This is a genomic window from Kitasatospora sp. NPDC057015 (genome assembly GCF_042673745.1).
In the GTDB taxonomy this organism is placed as follows: Bacteria; Actinomycetota; Actinomycetes; order Streptomycetales; family Streptomycetaceae; genus Kitasatospora.
Map to the genome: position 1 here is coordinate 64192 of NZ_JBHUSG010000038.1, position 19952 is coordinate 84143.

16 protein-coding genes are annotated in these 19952 nt (G+C 75.9%); 3 read left to right on the forward strand and 13 right to left on the reverse strand.

Features of this window, described 5'->3' with window-relative positions; all coding sequences use genetic code 11:
* Nucleotides 1-99 precede the first annotated feature (99 nt).
* Both ACFTWP_RS29135 and proC read right to left on the reverse strand, forming a co-directional pair.
* A complete protein-coding gene (locus ACFTWP_RS29135; RefSeq protein ID WP_380267892.1) occupies nucleotides 100-756 on the reverse strand; it encodes an HAD family hydrolase in 657 nt (218 codons plus the stop codon).
* A gap of 39 nt (nucleotides 757-795) precedes the next feature.
* A complete protein-coding gene (gene proC / locus ACFTWP_RS29140) occupies nucleotides 796-1623 on the reverse strand; it encodes a pyrroline-5-carboxylate reductase (RefSeq protein WP_380267893.1) in 828 nt (275 codons plus the stop codon).
* 324 nt (nucleotides 1624-1947) lie between these two features.
* On the opposite strand from proC, the gene ACFTWP_RS29145 reads away from it, so the two are divergent.
* Both ACFTWP_RS29145 and ACFTWP_RS29150 read left to right on the forward strand, forming a co-directional pair.
* Nucleotides 1948-2379, forward strand: a complete 432-nt coding sequence (locus ACFTWP_RS29145; RefSeq protein WP_380267894.1) for a hypothetical protein — start codon at nucleotides 1948-1950, stop codon at nucleotides 2377-2379.
* 257 nt (nucleotides 2380-2636) lie between these two features.
* The gene (locus tag ACFTWP_RS29150; protein ID WP_380267895.1) at nucleotides 2637-3968 is read left to right on the forward strand and encodes a hypothetical protein; all 1332 of its coding nucleotides are present in this window, start codon (nucleotides 2637-2639) and stop codon (nucleotides 3966-3968) included.
* Nucleotides 3969-4012: 44 nt separating this feature from the next.
* On the opposite strand, the gene ACFTWP_RS29155 is transcribed toward ACFTWP_RS29150, so the two are convergent.
* From ACFTWP_RS29155 to ACFTWP_RS29195, 9 genes are all read right to left on the reverse strand, one after another.
* Nucleotides 4013-4552, reverse strand: a complete 540-nt coding sequence (locus ACFTWP_RS29155) for a hypothetical protein (protein WP_380267896.1) — start codon at nucleotides 4550-4552, stop codon at nucleotides 4013-4015.
* 100 nt (nucleotides 4553-4652) lie between these two features.
* On the reverse strand, nucleotides 4653-6497 hold the full coding sequence (gene ilvD / locus ACFTWP_RS29160; RefSeq protein WP_380267897.1) for a dihydroxy-acid dehydratase: 1845 nt from the start codon (nucleotides 6495-6497) through the stop codon (nucleotides 4653-4655).
* A 162-nt stretch (nucleotides 6498-6659) separates the two neighbouring features.
* The gene (locus tag ACFTWP_RS29165) at nucleotides 6660-7421 is read right to left on the reverse strand and encodes a class I SAM-dependent methyltransferase (RefSeq protein ID WP_380267898.1); all 762 of its coding nucleotides are present in this window, start codon (nucleotides 7419-7421) and stop codon (nucleotides 6660-6662) included.
* A 43-nt stretch (nucleotides 7422-7464) separates the two neighbouring features.
* On the reverse strand, nucleotides 7465-8268 hold the full coding sequence (locus ACFTWP_RS29170) for a sugar phosphate isomerase/epimerase family protein (protein ID WP_380267928.1): 804 nt from the start codon (nucleotides 8266-8268) through the stop codon (nucleotides 7465-7467).
* 732 nt (nucleotides 8269-9000) lie between these two features.
* The gene (locus ACFTWP_RS29175) at nucleotides 9001-9963 is read right to left on the reverse strand and encodes a Ppx/GppA family phosphatase (RefSeq protein ID WP_380267899.1); all 963 of its coding nucleotides are present in this window, start codon (nucleotides 9961-9963) and stop codon (nucleotides 9001-9003) included.
* Between the two features lie 165 nt (nucleotides 9964-10128).
* On the reverse strand, nucleotides 10129-11010 hold the full coding sequence (locus ACFTWP_RS29180) for a glycerophosphodiester phosphodiesterase (protein ID WP_380267900.1): 882 nt from the start codon (nucleotides 11008-11010) through the stop codon (nucleotides 10129-10131).
* A 234-nt stretch (nucleotides 11011-11244) separates the two neighbouring features.
* Complete coding sequence (locus ACFTWP_RS29185; RefSeq protein WP_380267901.1) at nucleotides 11245-12567, reverse strand: SUKH-4 family immunity protein; 1323 nt, start codon at nucleotides 12565-12567, stop codon at nucleotides 11245-11247.
* On the reverse strand, nucleotides 12564-15764 hold the full coding sequence (locus ACFTWP_RS29190; protein WP_380267902.1) for a toxin glutamine deamidase domain-containing protein: 3201 nt from the start codon (nucleotides 15762-15764) through the stop codon (nucleotides 12564-12566). The genes ACFTWP_RS29185 and ACFTWP_RS29190 overlap by 4 nt, the downstream gene beginning before the upstream one ends.
* Nucleotides 15765-15936: 172 nt before the next feature.
* Entirely contained in the window at nucleotides 15937-16422 is a 486-nt protein-coding gene (locus tag ACFTWP_RS29195; protein ID WP_380267903.1) for a WXG100 family type VII secretion target, read from the reverse strand.
* A gap of 327 nt (nucleotides 16423-16749) precedes the next feature.
* Between ACFTWP_RS29195 and ACFTWP_RS29200 the strand changes: the two genes are divergently transcribed.
* On the forward strand, nucleotides 16750-17559 hold the full coding sequence (locus tag ACFTWP_RS29200) for a hypothetical protein (protein ID WP_380267929.1): 810 nt from the start codon (nucleotides 16750-16752) through the stop codon (nucleotides 17557-17559).
* 117 nt (nucleotides 17560-17676) lie between these two features.
* Here ACFTWP_RS29200 and ACFTWP_RS29205 read toward each other — a convergent pair whose 3' ends face one another.
* Nucleotides 17677-18846 carry an NADH-quinone oxidoreductase subunit D gene (locus ACFTWP_RS29205; RefSeq protein ID WP_380267904.1) on the reverse strand — a complete coding sequence of 390 codons (1170 nt, stop codon included), beginning with the start codon at nucleotides 18844-18846 and terminating at the stop codon, nucleotides 17677-17679.
* The gene (locus tag ACFTWP_RS29210) at nucleotides 18843-19856 is read right to left on the reverse strand and encodes an SAM-dependent methyltransferase (RefSeq protein WP_380267905.1); all 1014 of its coding nucleotides are present in this window, start codon (nucleotides 19854-19856) and stop codon (nucleotides 18843-18845) included. Before ACFTWP_RS29210 ends, ACFTWP_RS29205 begins: the two co-directional genes overlap by 4 nt.
* Nucleotides 19857-19952 lie beyond the last annotated feature (96 nt).

The following is a 19952-nucleotide window of genomic DNA, read 5'->3' on the forward strand; positions in this document are numbered from 1 at the left end:
GGAGGGGGTACGGGGCTCGGATCACGGCGGCCGGTGCCCGCACCGCCGCCGCCCGCCCCGGCCCGGGGCCCGGCCCGCCTCATCGGCGCTCCGTGCGCCTCAGCCGCGTCCGACCAGGGCGGCGACCTCCGAGAGCTCGCCGACCAGCCCGGTCGCGCCGGCCGCGGTGAGCTTCACCGGGTCGGTGAGGGCGGCGTGGCCGTAGACGTCCATCCCGGCCGCGCGGGCGGCCAGCACGCCGTTCACGCTGTCCTCCACCACCAGGCAGCGGGCCGGGTCGGCGCCCAGCGTGCGGGCCGCGTGCAGGAAGAGGTCCGGGGCGGGCTTGCCGACGCCGACGTCCTGCGCACTGAAGATCCGCTCCTCGGCGAAGTACCCGCGCAGGCCGGTCAGGTCGAGGGCGGTACGGATCCAGGCGTGGTGGGCGGAGGACGCCAGGCAGTACGGGACGGAGCTGCGCCGCAGCTCCCCGAGCAGCTGCTCCGCGCCGCGGACGGCGGTGAGCTCGGCCGCGAAGGCGTCGAAGACGCGGGCGTGGAAGAGCTCGTCGAAGTCCGCGGGCAGGGTGGCGCCGTAGCGCTCCCCGATCACGTCGTGCACCCGGTGGGCGGCGGTGCCCATGAAGTCCCGGTAGGAGTCCTCGATCGTGGTCGGGAAGCCCAGTTCGGTCAGGTACTCGGCCAGCAGCCGGTTGGAGACCGGCTCGCTGTCCACGAGGACGCCGTCATTGTCGAAGATCACCAGGTCGTAGCTCACCCCGCGAGCCTACTGCCGCCGGCGCCCGCGCCGGCCTGCTCACTTGCCGCCGGAGGCCAGCTCCCGGGAGCGGTCGCGGGCCGCCTCCAGCGCGCCGAGCAGGGCCGCCCGGACACCGTGGTTCTCCAGCTCGCGGATGGCCGCGATGGTGGTGCCGGCCGGGGAGGTGACGGCCTCGCGCAGCTTCACCGGGTGCTCGCCGGAGTCGCGCAGCATCACCGACGCGCCGATCGCCGACTGCACGATCAGGTCGTGGGCGACGTGCCGGGGCAGGCCGAGCAGGATGCCCGCGTCCGTCATCGCCTCGACCAGGAAGTAGAAGTACGCCGGGCCGGAGCCGGACAGCGCGGTCGCCGCGTCCTGCTGCGTCTCGGGCAGCCGCAGGGCCTTGCCGACCGAGCGGAAGATCGCCTCCGCGCGCTCCAGGTGCGCCTCGGTGGCGTGCGAACCGCCGGAGATCACGGACATGCCCTCGTCCACCAGCACCGGCGTGTTGGGCATCACCCGGACCACCGGGGTGCCGACCGCGAGGCGGGCCTCGAACCAGCGGGTGGGGATGCCGGCCGCCGCCGAGATGACCAGCCGGTCGGTGCCGACGTGCGGGGCCAGCTCCTCCAGCAGGGTGCCCATGTCCTGGGGCTTCACCGCGAGGATCAGGGTGTCGGCGAGCTTGGCCGCCTCCGCGTTGGTCACCACGCCCACGCCGTACTTCTCGACGAGTTCGGCCGCACGCTCCGGGCGGCGTGCGGTGACCAGGACGTCCGCCGGGTCCGTGCCGGCCCGCAGCAGGCCCGAGAGCAGCGCCTCGCCGATCTTTCCGGTGCCGAGGAAGGCGATCTTCTGTCCGTGTGCTGCGCTGCTGCTCATGGCCGCTCCTTCGTACCGTCCCGACTCGGTGCTGCGGCCATCCTCGCACCGGCGGCGGCGCGGGCGGGTGTCCGTCCAGCCCGTGGGCAGGGTCGGGCCCGGCCGTCTCAGCCCTCGAACAGCGTTCCGGGAGCGGGGCGTTCGGGGGCCTCCGGGGCGGGCTGCCGGGCGGGCCCCGGGCATCGCGGGGCCGTCCGGTCGGCACCCGGGGCGTCCGGAGCGCGGCCCCGCCGGACAGCCGGCTCCGTAGGGGGAAACTCGGGGTTCTCCCCTATGGCTTCCGGCATCCCGGCGGAGCACCGTGGAGACATGGCACACGGAGACTTGACCCGACGCGAAAACCAGCAGCTCGCCGTCGCCTCCGCGACGATGGGCCCGTGGAAGACGGCCGCAGGCGTCGGTGCGGTGGTGGGCGGTGCGGCGCTCGGCGTGAACGTGATCACCGGGCACTGGTCGCTGGACATCCTGGCCGGTCCGGCCGGCTGGGCCCTGTTCTTCTTCTTCCTGGTCGGCACGGTGGGCGGCAGCCTGCGCCGCGACACCGGGGACCGGCGGATCCGGCGCTGGGCCGGCGAACACCCCTGGCAGGCCGCGATGCCGGCCGCGGGGGCCCTGCTCGTCCTCAACACGCTGGCGCAGACGATCCTCGGGGACGCGAGCCTGATCGGCGCCTTCCTGGTGTCGCTGCTGCCCGCGGGACTGCTGCTCGCGATCGCGGGCGTGGTGGGCTCGGTGAAGCAGGCCCGCGGGAAGTGACGCCGGCGGACGACGGCCGGGCGGGTCGGACCTGACGGGGCGTCCGGCCGCCGGACGCCCCGCCGGCGCACGACGACTGGGGCACGGCCGCCGGACGCCCCGTCATGCCCCCGGACGCCCGCACGACGGCCCGCACGACGGCCCGCACGGCCCGCGCGGCCGGACAGAACGGCACCAACGGGCCGAACCGACCTGCTCCCACCAGGACTTGTCCCCCCGATCACCCGGTTGTCACCGACCGTCGGCATACTGACGCGATGCCGATAGCCGAAGATCCGGATCCCCGATCGTCCGAGGGGTCCGAGCCGGGCGGGAGCGACCCGTTCGAGAACCTCGTCCTGGACGAGACGTTCGTCCGGGGTGCCACCGTCAGGGAGCAGAGCGGGCGTACCCGGATGCTCGCCGCGCGCTGGAAGGACCAGCCGCCGGTGGACCCGGGGGCGCGCCGCACCGTCCTCGACCCGACCCCGCCCCGACCCCGGCGCCGGCTGCGGCTGCGGCTGCGCCGCGCACCGAAGCCGGTCGACCCGTGGGGCGGCGACCGCCCGAAGCGGGACCGGCGCACCCCGCTGATCGTGCTCCTCACCATCGGCCTGCTGCTCGCCGTGCTCAACCTCGGCGCCCTGCGCGACTGGTTCGACGGCGCCGGATCCCCCGGTCCGCGCGCCACCGCCCCCGTGGTCGGCCCGGAGACGGCCCAGCCCACCGCCGCGCCGCCACCGGTCGCCGAGCTGACCCCCACCGTCGACCGCCCCTGGGCGGGCTCGCCCGCCGAGGGCTGGCCGGCCGGCCCGGACGCGATCGTGCTGCCGCCGGCCCAGGCGGTCGGGGCGTTCGACTCCGAGCAGGTCGCGGGCCAGCTCGCGCTGGTGAAGGCCTTCCTGACCGCGGCCAACCTGGACCCTGCGGTGATCGCGGGCGGCCACCCGCAGGGCGCGCTGGACCTGCTGAACCGGGAGTACCAGGACCCGCTCGCCAAGTCGCTGGCCCACCCGGACGCCACCCACGACCCGACCTGGCTGGTCAGCCGATTCGACCCGCGCGACGCCGTCCCGGTCTCCGACGTCCGGATCCAGGGGCGGATGAGCATCGAGGGCGACGGCGAGCGGGGCGTCCGGATCGTCACCGACTACACCTTCGTGTACGCGCTGCGCCCCGGCCCGGAGGCCGGTCGGGAACTGCCCAGCGAGAAGCCCCGGGCGAGCGCCGACCCCGCCGCGCCGCCGGCCCCGGACGCCCCGAAGCCGGTGGGTTGGACCACCCGCGTCGCCGACGGGGTGGACGGGAGCACCCGGACCGCCCGCACCGTCGTGCGGCGCACGGCCGTGTTCCGGTTCTACGACCCGGCCAGGTACCGGATCAGCACGCAGAAGCTCAGCCTGGAGAAGTACGACAGCGAGGCCGGCAACAGCGCCTGCTTCGTCTACGACGGCTTCTACCACCCGCAGTTCAAGCAGTTCGCGAAGCCGGCCCTGCCGGGTGCGCCGAAGCCGTCCGGGCCGACCACCGACCCCTACGACCGGAGCAAGTCGCTGCCCGAGGGCGCCCCGGGCGCCGAACCCGCCTGCGGCTCGGTCAGCCGGAGCTAGGGCCTGTCGGGCGGATCCGCGCCCGGCAGGATCCTGCCGGGCGCTCAGCGCCGACGGCCGCCGCGGCCGGGGCCCCTGGTGTCCGGCCGGCGGCTGCGGCCCGCCTGGCGGCGCTCGTAGCGCTCGGCGGCCTGCTGGTAACGGGCCCGCTCGACGGCCTCGCCGGGGGCCTCCACCAGGCTGCGGGCGAAGTAGGCGAGCAGGGATCCGACCCCGCCGATGATCCAGACCGCGCCGAGCGACTTGTCCTCGGCCATCCAGCCGGTGAGCGCGTCCCTGCCCTCGCTCAGCAGCTTCCAGGTGCGCAGGGCCGCCAGGCAGGAGCAGATCGCGATGGCCGCGACCAGCAGGCCGTCGACGAGGGTCCCGGCGTCGGACATCCGCACGCCCTCGACGCCGAAGCGCAGCAGCAGCGCCCCGGCGGCGGCCGCGAGCAGGGCGCCGACGGGGACGAGGACGCGGCGCCGCCGGTAGTCGGAGCCGCGCGCGACCCAGCTGGTGCCGAACCAGCGGATCGCCGCCGGTTCGGGGGCGCCGGCGGGCGCGGCGGCGGAGCCGGGACTGGGGGCGGGAGCGTCGTTCACGAGTCCGATTATCACCCGGCGCCGGGCGAACGCGGCGGGAGCCGCCCCGGAGGTCGGGGCGGCTCCCGCGTCGTTCGCGTGCCGGTGGGGCCGGGCCGGGTCAGCCGAGCTTGCTGACGTCCCGGACGGCTCCCTTGTCGGCCGAGGTGGCCATCGCCGCGTACGCCTTGAGCGCCTGGCTGACCTCGCGCTCGCGGTTCTTCGGCCGGTAGCCGCCCTCGGCCTCCAGCTTCAGCCGGCGCTCGTGCAGCTCCTCGAAGGAGACCTGCAGGTCGACCGTCCGGGCCGGGATGTCGATCGCGATGATGTCGCCGTCCTCGACCAGCGCGATGGTGCCGCCGGAGGCCGCCTCGGGCGAGGCGTGGCCGATCGAGAGGCCGGAGGTGCCGCCGGAGAACCGGCCGTCGGTGATCAGCGCGCAGGCCTTGCCGAGCCCGCGGCCCTTGAGGAAGGAGGTCGGGTAGAGCATCTCCTGCATGCCCGGGCCGCCCTTGGGGCCCTCGTAGCGGATGACCACCACGTCGCCCTCCTTGACCCGCTTGGTCAGGATGGCGTCGACCGCGTCCTCCTGGGACTCCAGCACCACGGCCGGGCCGCTGAAGGTCCAGATCGACTCGTCGACGCCGGCCGTCTTCACGATGCAGCCGTCCTCGGCGAGGTTGCCGTAGAGCACCGCGAGGCCGCCCTCGACCGAGTACGCGTGCTCCACGCTGCGGATGCAGCCGCCGGCGGCGTCGGTGTCCAGGGTGTCCCAGCGCTCGGACTGCGAGAAGGCGGTGGCGGAGCGGACGCAGCCGGGGGCGGCGTGGAACAGCTCGACGGCCTTCTGCGACGGCGAGCCGCCGCGGATGTCCCAGGTCTTCAGCCACTCGTCGAGCGAGGCGGAGTGCACGGTGTGCACGTCCTCGTTGAGCAGCCCGCCGCGGTAGAGCTCGCCCAGGATGGCGGGCACGCCGCCGGCCCGGTGGACGTCCTCCATGTAGTACTTGCCGTTCGGCGCGACCTTGGACAAGCAGGGCACCTTGCGCGAGATGGCGTCGATGGCCCGCATGTCGAAGTCGACCTCGGCCTCCTGGGCCGCGGCGAGCAGGTGCAGGATCGTGTTGGTGGAGCCGCCCATCGCGATGTCCAGCGCCATGGCGTTCTCGAACGCGGCGCGGGTGGCGATGTTGCGCGGCAGGACGCTGTAGTCGTCCTGGTGGTAGTGCCGCTTGGTGATCTCGACGATGTTCCGGCCGGCGTCCTCGTACAGCGCCCGGCGGGCGGTGTGGGTGGCCAGCACCGAGCCGTTGGCGGGCAGCGAGAGGCCGATCGCCTCGGTGAGGCAGTTCATCGAGTTGGCGGTGAACATGCCCGAGCACGACCCGCAGGTCGGACAGGCGTTCTCCTCGATGATCGCGATGTCCTCGTCCGAGACGTTCTCGTTGACGGCGTCGGAGATCGCGTTGACCAGGTCGAGCTTGCGGACGGTGCCGTCGACCAGGACGGCCTGGCCGGCCTCCATCGGGCCGCCGGAGACGAAGACCGTCGGGATGTTGAGGCGCAGCGCGGCCATCAGCATGCCGGGGGTGATCTTGTCGCAGTTGGAGATGCAGATCAGGGCGTCCGCGCAGTGCGCGTTGACCATGTACTCGACCGAGTCGGCGATCAGGTCGCGCGAGGGCAGCGAGTACAGCATGCCGGCGTGGCCCATCGCGATGCCGTCGTCCACCGCGATGGTGTTGAACTCGCGCGGGATGCCGCCGGCCTCCTTGATCGCCTCGGAGACGATCCGGCCGACCGGCTGCAGGTGGGTGTGGCCCGGCACGAACTCGGTGAAGGAGTTGGCCACCGCGATGATCGGCTTGCCGAAGTCCTCGCGGGCTACGCCGGCCGCCCGGAGAAGCGCCCGGGCGCCTGCCATGTTGCGACCGTGGGTGACCGTACGGGACTTCAGCTCGGGCACTGTGCTCCACTCCTTCGGAGGCTGCTGCGGCCGACTGCGCTGGTGGGAGGGTGCAGGGCCGCTGGTAGCTATCGAGCGTACGCCCCGGGCCCAGCGCGCGGACGCTCCGTCCGCGATGCGGTCAGCGCGGGTCGCGCCGCGACCCCGGGCGGGGCCGGTCGGTCAGCCCTCGGTGACGGCGACCGTGAGGTCCAGGACGTACGGCTCGACGACCCAGCCGTCCGGGAACTCGGCGAGCAGCGCCGCCCGCTCGACGGCCAGCAGCGGCTCGCGCCGCTCGGGGGTGAGGGCGGCGAGGTAGGAGCGCGAGGTGAGGTCGGTGATCACCTGGTCGACGGTGATCCGGCGCTCCCAGCGCAGCACGGCCGTGCCCACCCGCAGGTCGTAGGGCTCCAGCCGGCCGATGATCTCGTTCACCGCGCCGTAGGCGTGGTAGGAGCCCTGCAGCGCCTCGGCGAGCCGGGTGCCCATCGCCCGGACCCAGCCGACCGAGCTGTCCTTGACGTTCCACCAGGTGGCGAGCGCGCCGCCCGGGCGCAGCACCCGGATCGCCTCGGGGATCGAGCGGGCCGGGTCCGTCCAGTGGAAGGCCTGGGCGTAGGTGACCAGGTCCGCGGTGGAGTCGTGGAACGGCAGGTCGTTGCCGTCGCCCCGGACCAGCGGCAGCTCCGGCGAGACCGCGTGCAGCTGCCTGGCCATCCCCGGGGTGGGCTCGACGGCGGTCACCCGGGCGCCGCGCCCGGCCAGCAGCCGGGTGGCGATGCCGGTGCCCGCCCCGACGTCCAGCACGTTCGCGCCCTTCAGCGGACGGCCGGCCAGCCGCTCCAGCTCGTCGAAGAGCGCGTCCGGGTAGGAGGGCCGGGCCCGGTCGTACTCCTCGGCGACCGAGCCGAAGGATGACGCAAGAGTCTGAAAGTCGGTCAAGTCTCCCCCTCGGAGCGATGGTTCGCACGCATGCGGCGCACCCTCAGCGTACGCGGGCCGGGGTGGCCAGGTGGAGCCTGGTGAAGGCGAGCGCCTCGGCGAGGTCGGCCTCGCGTTCGGCGGGGGACGCGGAGCGGCGGGTGTTGACCTCCAGGACCACGTGGCCGTCGAAGCCGGTCCGGGCCAGGTGCTCCAGGAGCTCGGCGCAGGGCTGGCTGCCCCGGCCGGGGATCAGGTGCTCGTCCTTGCCGGAACCGGAGCCGTCGGCCAGGTGGATGTGGGCCAGCCGCCCGCCCATCCGCCGGACCATCTCCATCGCGTCGATCCGGGAGGTGGAGGCGTGCGACAGGTCGATGGTGAAGTGCCGGTACTCCTCCTCCGTGACGTCCCAGCCGGGCGAGTAGGCGAGCATCTCGCGGTCGCGGTACCGCCACGGGTACATGTTCTCGACGGCGAAGCGGACGTCCGTCTCGCCCGCCATCCGGTCGATGCCCTCGACGAAGTCGCGGGCGTACTGCCGCTGCCAGCGGAACGGCGGGTGCACGACCACGGCGCTCGCGCCGAGCTTCTCGGCCGCCGCGCGGGCCCGGACCAGCTTGGTCCACGGGTCGGTGGTCCACACCCGCTGGGTGATCAGCAGGCAGGGCGCGTGGACGGCCAGGATCGGCATCCGGTGGGCGTCGGAGAGCCGGCGCAGCGCCTCGACGTCCTGGCTGACCGGGTCGTTCCAGACCATCACCTCGACGCCGTCGTAGCCCAGCTTCTCGGCCAGCTCGAAGGCCACCGAGGTGGACTCCGGGTACACCGAGGCGGTGGACAGGGCGACCTTGGTGTCGGGGATGTGCAGGGCCGGGTGGGAGGGCAGGACCAGCCGGTCGGTGGTGCGCAGCAGGGGCGCCGTGCGGGCGGCGCGCTTCGCCGCCTTGACCGCGCCGACCGTCCGCACCGCGCGCTTCACGGCGGCCTTCGCGGGTGTCCGGGGCGCCTTGGCCTCCTGGCGCGGGGCCCCGGCGGGCTCGGTGCCGGCAGGCTCGGTGCCGGCCGGGTCGCTGCCGGCCGGATCGCCGGAACGGCCCCGCGGCTGCTTCGACCCCTCGACCGCCTTCCCGGCCCGGGCGGCCCTGGCCGCCCTCCCGGCCTTCGGTGCCCTGGCCGCCTTGGCCGGCCTGGGCGGCTCGGCCGCCATCGCGGGTACGGCCGCCGCCGGATCTCCGGTCGCTGCTCCGGCGGCCTCTCCCGTCGAGGATCCCGCGGGCTCTCCGGTGGGTGCGTCCGCAGGCTCCCCGGGACGGGCCCGGCCGGGCGGGGCGGCCTGCGCCGCCGCGGCCTTCCGGCCGGCCCTGCCGCCGGTCGCGGACTTCACCGTCCTGGCCGTCCGGGAGGCGGCCTCGACCGTCCGCCGGGCGGCGGTGCCGGCCCGGACCCGGCGCGGGCCGTCCGGCCGCGGCTGCCCAGCAGCGGCAGCGCGGCCCTCCTGCGTACCGTCCTCGTCCGCTGGTTGCGCCACGGGACACAGCGTATGCGGACACGGCCCGGAACGGGACGTAGGCGACGAACGTCACGGACCGGGCAGGTGCCGTCAGGTGGTGAGGGCCGCCCGGTGACGGTCGGCCGGGCTGTGCAGGGTGTCGAGGCGGCGCAGGATGATGCCCTCGCGCAGCGCCCACGGACAGATGTCCAGCTCGGCCAGGCCGAAGATGTCCATCGCGGCCTCCGCCACCAGCGCGCCGGCCAGCAACTGCCGGGCCCGGCCCGGCGAGACGCCCGGGATCCGCGCCCGGTCGGCCACCGACATGGCGCAGAGCCGGGGCACCCAGGCCGACAGGCCCGCCCGGGGCAGCTTGCGGGCGGTGTACTGGCCGGCGTCGGCGGGAGCGGCGCCGGTCATCCGGGCCAGCTGCTTGAAGGTCTTGGAGGTGGCCACCGCGTGGTCGGGCGGCCCGAGCCGGGCGATCTCGCCCGCCACGCCGGCGATCTCGGCCCGGATGTGGCGTCTGAGCCGGCGCAGGTCGTCCGGGTCGGCGACGTCCCCGGGCAGCCAGCCGGCGGTGAGCCGCCCCGCGCCGAGCGGCAGGGAGCAGGCGACGTCGGGCTGCTCGTCCAGACCGCAGGCGATCTCCAGCGAGCCGCCGCCGATGTCGAGGTTGAGCAGGCGGCCCGAGGACCAGCCGAACCAGCGCCGGACGGCCAGGAAGGTGAGCCGCGCCTCGTCCTGGCCGGAGAGCACCCGCAGCTCCACGCCGGTCTCCTCGGCGACCCGCCGCAGGACGTCCTCACCGTTGCTGGCCTCGCGGACCGCGGAGGTGGCGAACGGCAGGACGTCCACGACGCCCTTGTCCTCGGCGACCCGGATCGACGAGGACACCATGTCGATCAGCTTCTCCACGCCGACCGCGCTGATCGAGCCCTCGGCGTCGAGCAGCTCCGCGAGCCGCAACTCCGCCTTGTGGGAGTACGCGGGCAGCGGGGCGGCCCCGGGATGGGCGTCCACCACGAGGAAGTGGACGGTGTTGGAACCTACGTCTAGAACACCGAGTCGCATAACGGTCCACGCTACGCGATACCGCCGACGACCGGTCCTGGGCCGCGGCCCCCGGTTCCGGGCCGCGTTCTCCGGGTGCCGGGGGGTCGGGCTCGGGGCACGGACGACGGGGCGCCGGCGCGGGCCCTGCCGGTACGTCAGGTACCCCCGCGGTGACGGGCGGTGCTACCGCGCGCCGTCCGGAGCCGGCGGGTAGGTCCGGGGTGCGCGGCAGCGGGCGTCCACCCAGGCCCTCGCCCGGTCCGGCACGTCGGTGATCAGGCCGGAGGCGTCCCGGTCGGACATGCCCTGCCAGGACGGCTCGTCGTCCAGCACCCAGACGTACACGTCCCGCCCGGCCCGGCGCTCGGCCGCGATCCGCCCGGCGGTGGCCAGCCCCGCGTCCAGCGCCACCCCGGCCAGCGGCAGGCCGCCCGGCGGATCCGCCAGGCCGGCGCCCTGGATGAGCACCAGCGGCAACCGGGGCGCCTCCTCGTGCGCCTGCTGCAGGTGGGCGGCCGAGAAGGAGTAGAGGACGACGTCGGCCCGGCTGGCCGCCGCGATCCGGGCGATCCGCCGGACGTCCTCGGGCCGCTGCCACTTGATCTCCATCAGCAGCCGCGTCCGGCTGCCGGCCAGCCGGGTCAGGAGCTGTTCGAGGGTGGGCACGGGCTCCGGGGCGCCCGGGCCGACGGTCACCCGCAGGCCGGCGATCTGGGCCGCCGTCAGCTCGGCCACCTCGCCCTTGCCGTCGGTGACCCGGTCGACGGAGGAGTCGTGCATCAGCACCGGCACCCCGTCCCGGGTGGTCTGCACGTCCGTCTCCAGCCAGTCGGCGCCGCCGCGCAGGGCCGCCTCGAAGGAGGCCATGGTGTTCTCCGGCGCGCTCCCGGGCGCACCCCGGTGGCCGATCACCACCGGCTGCGCGCAGGCCTTGGGGGCCGCGGCCAACCGCGCGCGCAGCGGTGTCGGCGCGGATGCCGGGCCGGTGGACGGCGCGGCGCAGCCCGCGGCGAGCACCGCCAGGGCGGCGAGGACGACCGCGTGCGCGCGGGGTGGAACGGTCAAGGCGGGGCTCCGGCTCGGGTGGTGCGCGTCCGGGCGGGGCCCGGACGGAACGGGGCTGGTGTGGGAGCTGGTCGGACGGAACGCTTCACGGGTCATGATGCGCTGCGCGGGGCCGGCCGGCCGCCGGCAGCGCGGCGGCGGTCGCCCGAACGGCGGCCCGGCGGGACCGGACGGACCGTCGGGTGCCGGCGGCCGGTAAAGGTGGGGCTGCGGGTGCACCGAGGAGGGGTCAGTTCACAACAGCCCGTCCCAGAACTGCTCGACCAGCACCCCCCACCAGCTCTCCGGGTCCTCGAAGACCGTCCGGTCGAGCGCCGCCAGCCCCCACTGGAGCTCGGCGACGGCCTGACCGGCGGCGTACGGGTGCAGGCCGCGCACCCGGGGCAGCCAGTCCGCGAACAGGGCCAGGCAGCGGACGAAGGCGGTGAGGTCCGCGTTGCAGTGGCGGGCCGTGGCGTGGTCCGGATCGACCGCGCGGACCACACCGCGTGCGGTGTCCACGGTGATCAGCGACCAGCCGTCGGTGCCGATCAGCAGCTGCGAGACCAGCTCCCTCCCGGCCCGGACGGTGGCCAGCGTGCCACGCCCCAGCTCCGCCAGGTGCTCGGCCACCGGCGGGAGCACCCGGCCGGGCCTGCTGCCGTCCGCGATGCCGTCGGGCAGCGGGTGGTGCAGCGCGAAGTACCCCTCGACGAGCACCGGCACGCCGACCGCGAGCAGCGTCCGGGCCGTCACCTCCGGCAGGTCCGCCCGGCCGACGTCGGCGGGGTCGAAGCAGCGGACGCCCTGCGGGCCGAACTGCTCCTCCAGCCGGGCCGCCAGGGTCCGCCCGTGCTCTGCCGGGGCGGCCGGCACCGAACGGGGGAACGGCACCCGGTTGCGCCGCGCGGGCGCGGGCCGCCCCGGCTCCGCCGGCGGCTCGGGCAGCGCCCGCAGGGCCCGCGCCCTGGCGTCCGCGCGCGGCCCGTACGGGATGTCGAACCCGACCCGGGCGGTGGGCAGTTCGGCGGCCAGCGCGTGTGCCCAGTAGCCACCGGGCAGCGCGCCGATCCGCAGGTCGGTGTGGACGGCGAGGACGTCCTCGGCCCGCACGCCCTCCGACTGCAGCTGTCGCCAGGCCCGCAGCGCGGGGTGCGGCAGGCCGGGCCCGGAGCGCAGGGCCAGGGTCCGCTCCGCTCCCAGCTCGTCACGGTAGGTCAGTTCGGCCCGGGCGCCCGGGCCGGTGGCCGGCGGCAGCGCCGGGTCGTAGCAGCCGGCGCCCCGGCTGTCGCGGTAGAGCCGGACCACCTCGGGGACGGGGACGGAGGGCCAGACGCTCAGCTCGCCGCTCACGCGGTCCACCACCGCGCAGGCCGCGCCGATCTCCTCGGGCGCCCGGCGCTCGCCGGTCAGCGGGTCCACCCGGACCGGGGAGGGATCGGCCCAGAGCACCCAGCCGAGATCGAACTCGTGGGCGTGCACCGCCCGGCTGCCGGTGCCCGCGTCGGCGGACGCACGGGGGAGTTCGCCGTTGATCCAACGGTGGGCGGCGTCGACCGCCTGCGCGCGGGTGGTCACGAGTCGGCGCTCCTAGCGCTGGTGGGGGCGGTCGCGGCGGTGGCCTCTCCGGGCACGGCGGCGGGCGCCGCGGTGGCCGTCTCGGGCACGGCGACGGACACGGCAGCCGCGGCGGGCGTGCCGGCGCCGGGCGGGACGGTGGCGGGCGGGACGGTGGCGGGCACGTCGGCGGCCGACGCATCGGCGGCGGGCGCGGCGGCCGTCGGGCGGGACCGGCAATCGGCGAGGTCCAGCGGGCGGCAGTCCGGGTCGAGCGCGATCGCCCACAGGCCGTGGTCCGCACTGTGCAGCGGCACCGGGCCCTGGCGACCGGCCTGGTGGTCCAGCCAGGTCACGGTGTCCCGGTGGTTGACGACGTTCCAGGCGTGCGGGCGGCCGTACCCGTCGAGGGTGAGTAGGACGGCCTGCGCCCCGTGGCCGGCCCGGCGCAGCTCGACGGCCAGCCGTTCGAACGCCTCGGCGCCCTCGCCCAGGTCCCGGAACGGCGCGCCGAGTTCGCGCTCCGCACGGTCCCGGCCGCCGCGCTCGCCGGCGGCGCCCTCGGTGGGGATCCGCGGCGCGGCGCAGGCCGGGCGGCCGGTGAAGGTGTCCACCGCCGAGAGGGCCACCTCCAGGGCGTTGTTGGCCCGGCCCGGCTCACGGTGGCCCGCGGCGTTGACCACCTCGGCCCAGCCGCCCGCGGCCGGGTCGGGGTGCCGGACGGGCAGCCCGTCGGTGCCCCTGGGCACCCGGCGCTCCAGTTCGGCCTGCTCCTGCGGGTCGACGGGCCCGAGCCCGCCGGGCACACCGTAGGGGCGGCTGTCGGCGATGCAGCGGATCCGTCCGGCGGCCTCCGGTTCCTCCCCGCCGGGGCCGCGGCGGGCCCGCGAGGCCAGCTGCAGGGCCAGCAGTTGCGCGGTGGCGACCGGCGCGACCCAGCCCGTGGCGCCCTCGCCCGGGCCGTGCTCGCCGCGGCGGCGGCCCTCCCCCGCTGCCGGCCCCGCCGTGCCGGCGGCGCCCTCGGGCGCGGAGCGGCCGGGGCCGGGGGTGAGGACCGGCGCGGTGCCGATCGGCACCCCGCCGGTGGCGCCGGCCCCGGACCGGACACCGCCCGCCCCCGTACCCGGCCTGGTCTCCTGCCCCGTACCAAAAACCGCACCGGCTCCCGAGGCGGCCGAACCCGCACCGCCCGCACCGGATCCACCTGCACCTGCACCGGCACCGGCACCGGGGGCGGACGCCCCCGGGATCCCGACCACACCGGCAGCACCGCCGGGGCCAGCGGCCACGGCTCCGCCCTGGCCCCCGCCGGAGGACGGCAGGTGCCCCGCCCCGGCCGCCGCGCCACCACCGGCACCGGCACCGGCACCGGCACCGGCACCAACGCTTCCACCGCCGAACCCACCACCACCGCCGACGCCGCCACCGGTGCCGAAACTCCCGCCACCGGTCACCGGCAGCGGCGTCGCGACGCCGTACCCGCCACCGCCACCGCCACCGCCACCGGCCGGGGCGGCACCCGCACCCGAGCCGTACCCGCCCGAACCGCCACCGGTGGGCGCGCCGCCCGCCGAGTGGCCGGGAGTGAAGGGGGTACCGGAGCCGAGGCCCGCGTCCACCGCCGGCACCGGCGGCGCCAGGACGGAGTCGGTACGCACCGAGACCGGGGCACCCGGGCCGCGGGGCGGCGCCAGCGGGGCCTGCGCGGCGCCGTCCGGGGCCCAGCCGCCGGAGGGCGCGGCCACCGGCCCGTAGCCGCCGCCCGCGTGGCCGGAGCCGCCGGCCGGGGCCGGGCGCTCGGGCCGGGCACCCGGCGAGCCCGCAGCGCCGCCGGGCGGCCCGTCGTCGCCGCCGAAGGCCGCACCCACCGGGCCGGTCCTGACCCGGACGTCCGGGCCACCGGCGCCACCGGCGGTCACGTCGACGACCGCGCCCGGCCCGCCGGCACCGGGCGGTTGGGAGCCCGGACGGGCCGACCCCGGGAGTTCGGAGCCGGGGAGTTCGGCGCCCGGCAGTGCCGAACCCGGCAGGGTCGAACCCGGCAGGCCGTCCAGTCCGGTGCCGAGCGGGGGCCGGCCGCCGGCGGCCGAGCGCGGGGCGAGGTCCACCGCGACCACCGGCTTGCCGTCCGGCCCGTTCAGGACGGTCCGGCCGTCGGCGCCCACCACCGGCTTGCCGTGCTCGTCGAGTTGCACGCTCAGCCCCTCGACCGCGACCACCGGCCTGCCGTCCTTGCCGGTCACCAGCGTGAGACCGGCCGGGTCCGCCACCTCGGTGCCGTCGGCCCGCAGGATGACCGGGTTGCCCTGCTCGTCGAGGGCCGGCTTCCCGTTCTCGTCCAGCTTGACGGTCAGCCCGTCGACCCCGACCACCGGCTTGCCGTGCTCGTCCAGTCCGACGACCAGGCCGGCGCCGCCGGCGCCGAGCACGCCCGGCTCGCCGAGGACGGCGGGCAGGCCGGCCGCCGCCGGGTCGAAGCCGCCCTTGGCCGCCATCACCTCGGACATGGTGGGGACGTCGACGGCGCGGGCGCGCGCCACGCCGTCGGCGCCGGCGATCCGGGTCAGCGCGGTGAGCGCCGGCTCCTTCATCGCGTCGTGCATCGCGGCCTTCATCGCCCGGCCGAGTTCGTCCAGCAGACCGGCGACCTTCAGCCTGGCGGCCTCCACCGCCACCGTCCGCACCGCGTCCGCGACGGTGTCGGCCGCCGCGCTCTTGACCGCCGCGGACACCGCACCGACCGCATGCGTCACCGCGCCGAACACGCCCTGGGTCTGCGGCGCCCCGGCGGTGGCGGTGGAGACCTGCGCGGCGGCCTGCTTGGCCGCCGCGGCGTGCTCCTCGGCCTTCTTCAGCTCGTCGGCGAGCGCGGTCAGGGTGGCGACCAGTTCGGCCTTGCAGGTGTCGGTGGCCCGAGCGGCCGACTCGAAGGCCTTCGCGACCAGTTCGGCGGCCTGCTGGGCGTCGTCCAGGTGTCCGCGGCCACGGCCGCTGAAGGTCTGCCAGTGGTCGGCGAAGGCCTCCACCGCGCGGCCGGAGTTCTCCCCCGTCACCCGGCCCGCGGAGGCACCGCCGCGCCGGCCGAGCCGTTCGGCCTCGACGGCGAACTCCCGCCACAGGCCGGCGGCCTGACGCAGTCCGTCCTCGTCCGCCTGCGGCCAGCTGTGGCCGAGCCGGGCCAGCACCGGGGCGAGTTCCTCGGGCAGCTTCCGGGACACGCGCTTCCCCCTTCGACAGACGACAGACGACAGACGACGTGCGGTACGCGGCTTCGCGCCGCGCGGACCTACAGGCGAACGGACGTACAGGCGAACGGACGTGCCGGCGGGCGAACGCGACGGCGCGAACGAACGGGACGGCGCGAACGAACGGGACGGCGCGACGGCCGTCTCAGACCGCCGAGCCGCGGGCGCCGCCCGCCGCGGATCCCCCGCCGGGGTGGACGGCGCCGGCCGGGGCGGAGGTTGCACCGCGGCCGAAGTCCGCCGAGATCCCGGCGTCGGTGTCGGCCGCGTGGTCGGCCATGGAGTGCAGGCCGGTACCGATCTTCCCGAGCCGGTCGGCGATGCCGTTCAGCGCGCCGAACACGGTCTCGCGCGCCTCCTGGTAGCCGCCGCCGAAGCCACTGCCCGGGGTGTCCTGGCCCCAGGGGGCGCCGAGGCCGGCCAGGGACTGCTCCAGGCCCAGCGCGGCCCGGGCGAAGTCGTTGGAGATCTGCTCGAACTCCCGGCCCTCACCGTGCATCTCCCACGGCTTGACCGAGAAGTGCCCGCCCGGGCCGGACCCGCCGTTCCCCGAACCGCCCGAACCACCCGTACCGCCCGCAGCGCCCGGACCACCCGCACCCGGACCACTCGTGCCCGCACCGCTGCCCATCCCCGTACCTCCCCGTAGCGGACCCCACCCCGTGGGGCCGCCCGCTGCGCGCGGCCGGCGGGATGACTCCGGCGGCCGCCATCCTAGGGCGCCCGGCCGGGGGCGCCGCAGGGCCCGGCGGCCTTTTCACCCCGCCTTCACGTCCACCGGCCGCCCACCGCGGCGGACTTCCGGCGAAATCATGCCAAATGCCTCGACCGGGAGCGGATTCACACCCCAGAAAGGCTCTACCCTTGCCGAGTGGCAGCAGCAGAGACCTCGAAGAACGCCCCGCACGAATCCCCCGCGAAGTCCAAGAAGCCCAAGTCCCGCGCGGTCGACCTCGCGATGCCGGGTCGGCGCCCGGAGGTGCCGCTGGACTTCCCGCGCGCCTGGGTGGAGTTCACCGACCCCGACGACGACGAGCAGGTCTTCCGCTGCGACCTCACCTGGCTGACCTCCCGCTGGAGCTGCATCTTCGGCAAGGGCTGCCACGGCATCCGGCCCGGTCGCGGCGAGTCCGACGGCTGCTGCACGCTGGGCGCGCACTACTCGGACGAGGACGACGAGAAGCGGGTGGCCGGCCACGCCGCGCGGCTCACCCCGGAGACCTGGGAACTCTTCGAGCACGGCACCGACGCCAAGGGCCGGATCAAGGTCGACGGCGGTATCACCATGTTCGACGAGGACGGCGACCGCCAGACCCGGCGGGTCGACGGCGCCTGCATCTTCCTCAACCGCCCCGGCTTCCCCGGCGGTGAGGGCTGCGCCCTGCACACCCTGGCCCTGAAGGAGGGCAAGGAGCCGCTGGAGACCAAGCCCGACGTCTGCTGGCAGCTGCCGGTCCGCCGGACGTACGACTGGATCGACCGCCCGGACGACACCCGCTACCTCCAGGTCACCATCGGCGAGTACGACCGCCGCGGCTGGGGCCCGGGCGGCCACGACCTGCACTGGTGGTGCACCGGCAGCCCGGAGGCGCACAACGGCCCCGACCCGGTGTACGTCAGCTACCGCCCCGAGCTCACCGAGCTGATGGGCCCCGCCGCGTACCGGGTGCTGGCCGACCTCTGCGCGGAGCGGATCGCCACCAAGGGCGACCGCAAGGTCGCGCCGCACCCGGCCGACCCGGCGCCGAAGAAGCCCAAGCACGGCTGACGGGGAAGCGTCGAAGAAGCCCAAGCACCGCTGGCGGGGAACCCGGGCACGGCCGACCGGGCCCGCGGGCCGAGGATCGGCGGGCCGCTCCCCCACGGGGGCGGCCCGCCGCCGGTGCTACTTGTCGATGTCGCCGACCACGAAGAACATCGAGCCCAGGATCGCCACCATGTCCGCGACCAGCGTGCCGGGCAGCAGTTCGGTGAGCGCCTGGATGTTGTTGAAGGACGCCGAGCGCAGCTTGAGCCGCCACGGCGTCTTGTCGCCGCGCGAGACCAGGTAGTAGCCGTTGATCCCGAGCGGGTTCTCGGTCCACGCGTAGGTGCTGCCCTCCGGGGCCTTGAGCACCTTGGGAAGCCGCAGGTTCACCGGGCCGGGCGCCAGCGTCGCCAGCTTGTCCAGGCAGGCGTCGGCGAGGTCCAGCGAGTTGGCCGTCTGCTCCAGCAGGCACTCGAAGCGGGCCAGGCAGTCGCCCTCCTCGCGGGTGACCACGGTGAGCACCTGCCGCAGCTCCTGCGAGCCGTACGCGAGGTAGGGCTCGTCGCGCCGCAGGTCGAGGTCCACGCCGCTGGCCCGGGCGATCGGGCCGCTGACCCCGTACGCGTGGACGTGCTCCCGGGAGAGCACGCCGACGCCGGCGGTGCGGGCCCGGAAGATCTCGTTGCCGAGCACCAGGTCGTCGAAGACCGGCAGCTGCGAGCGGACCGTGGCCACCGCCGCCCGGACCCGGCCGAGCCAGCCGGCCGGCAGGTCCTCCTTGAGGCCGCCGACCCGGTTGAACATGTAGTGCATCCGGCCGCCGGAGGCCTCCTCCAGCACGTGCTGGAGCTCCTCGCGGCCGTGGAAGGCGTGGAAGACCGGGGTGATCCCGCCGAGCTCCAGCGGGTACGAGCCGAGGAACATCAGGTGGTTGAGCACCCGGTTCAGCTCGGCCAGCATGGTGCGGATCCAGACCGCGCGCTCGGGCACCTCCATGCCGAGCATCCGCTCGACCGCCAGCACCACGCCCAGCTCGTTCGAGAACGCCGACAGCCAGTCGTGGCGGTTGGCCAGCATGATGATCTGGCGGTAGTCGCGGGCCTCGAAGAGCTTCTCCGCGCCCCGGTGCATGTACCCGATCACCGGCTCGGCGGAGACGATCCGCTCGCCGTCGAGCACCAGCTTCAGGCGCAGCACGCCGTGCGTGGACGGGTGCTGCGGGCCGATGTTGAGCACCATGTCCGTGGTGCCCGCTTCGCCCGAAAAGTTTTCCGCACCCGCGCCGATGCCGACCGTGGTCTCCCTCATGGCACCAGAGTCTGCCATCCCGCGAGCCCCGCCAGGCTCGGCGGTCCCGGCATCCGGACGGGCTGCGCCAGCCATCCGAAGCCGCCCAGCCCCGCCGGGTCGGTCAGCTCCGCCGCCTCGCCCGCCCCGCCGAGCGCCCGCAGGTACGCCACGGGGTCGCTCGACGCGAGTGCCAGCGGCGGCCGGGCGCCGCTCACCCCGAGCGCCCGCAGCGCCTCGCGCTGCGTCGTCCACAGGCTGTGGACACCGGGCGCGGCGGCCGCGTCCAGCGCCACGTGGGCGGTCACGTCGCGGGAGCCGTCGGGGACGGCGGCCACCTCGCGCCCGTCCCGGAACCCGGCCAGGGTGCCGAACGGCGGCCGCCGCCCGGCCGTGTGCCCGTAGTCGACCGCCACCGCGAGACCGCGCTCCAGGGTGGCGACCGCGCCCGCCCAGGCCGCGTCCCGGGGTCCGCCGAGCTCCACGAAGTCCCCGGGCTCGCGCACCGGCCACCAGCGCTCGGCCCAGCGCCGGTCGGCCTCCGCCACGGCGGCGCCCGGCCGCTCCCGCCCGCTCGCGGTGTCCACCTCCCGGTAGCGCAGCACCCCGCCCTCGTCGAGCTCGGCGACGTCCAGCGGCACGTTGTCCAGCCACTCGTTGGCGAACAGCAGCCCGGTCACCCCCTCGGGCGGCGCCGCCGTCCACACCACGGCGTCGGGCAGCCCGGGCGGCCGGGCCGCCAGCTCCACCCCGTAGGGGCGCAGCCGCCCGGCCAGTTCGGCGGGCACCGCGGCCAGCACGCCGGCCAGCAGCTCGCCCCGGCCGGCCCCGACGTCGACGAGGGCCAGCTCCGGCGGGCGCCCGAGCAGCTCGTCCACCTCCCCGAGCAGCCGGGCCACCGCCCCGGCGAACAACCCCGAGGCGTGCACGGACGTCCGGAAGTGCCCGGCCGGGCCCTCCGGCCTGCGGTAGAAGCCCTCCGCGCCGTACAGCGCCTCTTCCATGGCAGGCCGCCACCGCATCCACGTCATGGGGGTGGACGCTACCCGGCGCGGGCCCGCACCGGGGTTCGTCTCCGACCTAGGGAGTAGACGGGATCGCTCTCCCGGCGGACCTGGGGGCACCGC

What these genes read in the sequence shown, in the direction of transcription:
- proC (WP_380267893.1), bottom strand. Translation starts at nt 1,623, where the DNA reads ATGAGCAGCAGCGCAGCACACGGACAGAAGATCGCCTTCCTCGGCACC.
- ACFTWP_RS29175 (WP_380267899.1), bottom strand. Translation starts at nt 9,963, where the DNA reads ATGCGACTCGGTGTTCTAGACGTAGGTTCCAACACCGTCCACTTCCTC.
- ACFTWP_RS29210 (WP_380267905.1), bottom strand. Translation starts at nt 19,856, where the DNA reads ATGACGTGGATGCGGTGGCGGCCTGCCATGGAAGAGGCGCTGTACGGC.
- ACFTWP_RS29200 (WP_380267929.1), top strand. Translation starts at nt 16,750, where the DNA reads ATGCCGGGTCGGCGCCCGGAGGTGCCGCTGGACTTCCCGCGCGCCTGG.
- ACFTWP_RS29195 (WP_380267903.1), bottom strand. Translation starts at nt 16,422, where the DNA reads ATGGGCAGCGGTGCGGGCACGAGTGGTCCGGGTGCGGGTGGTCCGGGC.
- ACFTWP_RS29150 (WP_380267895.1), top strand. Translation starts at nt 2,637, where the DNA reads ATGCCGATAGCCGAAGATCCGGATCCCCGATCGTCCGAGGGGTCCGAG.
- ACFTWP_RS29205 (WP_380267904.1), bottom strand. Translation starts at nt 18,846, where the DNA reads ATGAGGGAGACCACGGTCGGCATCGGCGCGGGTGCGGAAAACTTTTCG.